Origin of the sequence: Actinomadura soli, from assembly GCF_005889715.1 — a bacterium.
Taxonomy (GTDB): Bacteria; Actinomycetota; Actinomycetes; order Streptosporangiales; family Streptosporangiaceae; genus Spirillospora; species Spirillospora soli.
The window spans coordinates 1-852 of sequence record NZ_VCKW01000594.1; the positions used below are offsets into that span (position 1 = coordinate 1).

An 852-nucleotide genomic window follows, 5' to 3' on the forward strand; every position below is an offset into this window, starting at 1 on the left:
CTCCCCACCCTCTGGCAGGACGACGAGCGCTTCGTGGAGTCGTACCTGACGAGGTACCCGGGCCACTACCTCACCGGCGACGGCGGCCACATCGACGAGGACGGCTACGTCTGGGTGATGGGCCGCACCGACGACGTCATCAACGTGGCCGGGCACCGGCTGTCCACCGGGACGATGGAGGAGGTCATCGCCTCCCATCCGGCCGTCGCGGAGTGCGCGGTCATCGGCGTCCAGGACGCCCTGAAGGGCCAGGTCCCGCGCGGGCTGGTCGTGCTGAAGAGCGGCGTCCTCGCCGAGCCGGGCGAGGTGTGCGCGGAGCTGCTCGCCATGGTCCGCGACCAGGTGGGGCCCGTCGCCGCGCTCAAGGAGATCACCGTCGTCGCCGCGCTCCCCAAGACCCGCTCGGGCAAGATCCTCCGGGGCGTGATGCGCGGCATCGCCGACGGCCAGGCGGTCTCCGTCCCGTCCACGATCGAGGACCCGGACGTCCTGGACGACCTGCGCCCCGTCCTCCGCAAGGCCCCCTAAGCCGTTCAGGGCGGTTTGGACCCGGGCGGTCTCGGCCGGTGGACGATCCGCTTGGGCCAGCACACCGCCACCAGGAACACGCCGAGCGCGGCGATCGAGATCTGGAAGCCCGTCTCCCAGAGGCTCCAGCTCCCGGACGCCACGCCGAACAGGTGGGCGAGGCCCGTCCCGGCGAACGCCGCGACGATGCCGACAGCGATCGTGCACCAGACCGGCATACTCTCCCGGTCCGGCGCGATCAGCCGTCCCAGCACGCCGACGGCCGCGCCCAGCACGACGGCCGCGGCGAGCCCCCCGATGGCTGTCTCTTATACCCATCTCCGA

Annotated in this window: 2 protein-coding genes; one reads left to right on the plus strand and one right to left on the minus strand. The window is 71.9% G+C overall.

From position 1 onward, the window contains the following. A partial coding sequence (locus ETD83_RS42050; protein ID WP_138650799.1) for an AMP-binding enzyme occupies positions 1-528 on the plus strand: 528 nt, incomplete at its 5' end. Positions 529-533: 5 nt separating this feature from the next. Here ETD83_RS42050 and ETD83_RS42055 read toward each other — a convergent pair. Then, the gene (locus ETD83_RS42055; RefSeq protein WP_230421552.1) at positions 534-803 is read right to left on the minus strand and encodes a GlsB/YeaQ/YmgE family stress response membrane protein; all 270 of its coding nucleotides are present in this window, start codon (positions 801-803) and stop codon (positions 534-536) included. Positions 804-852: the final 49 nt, after the last annotated feature.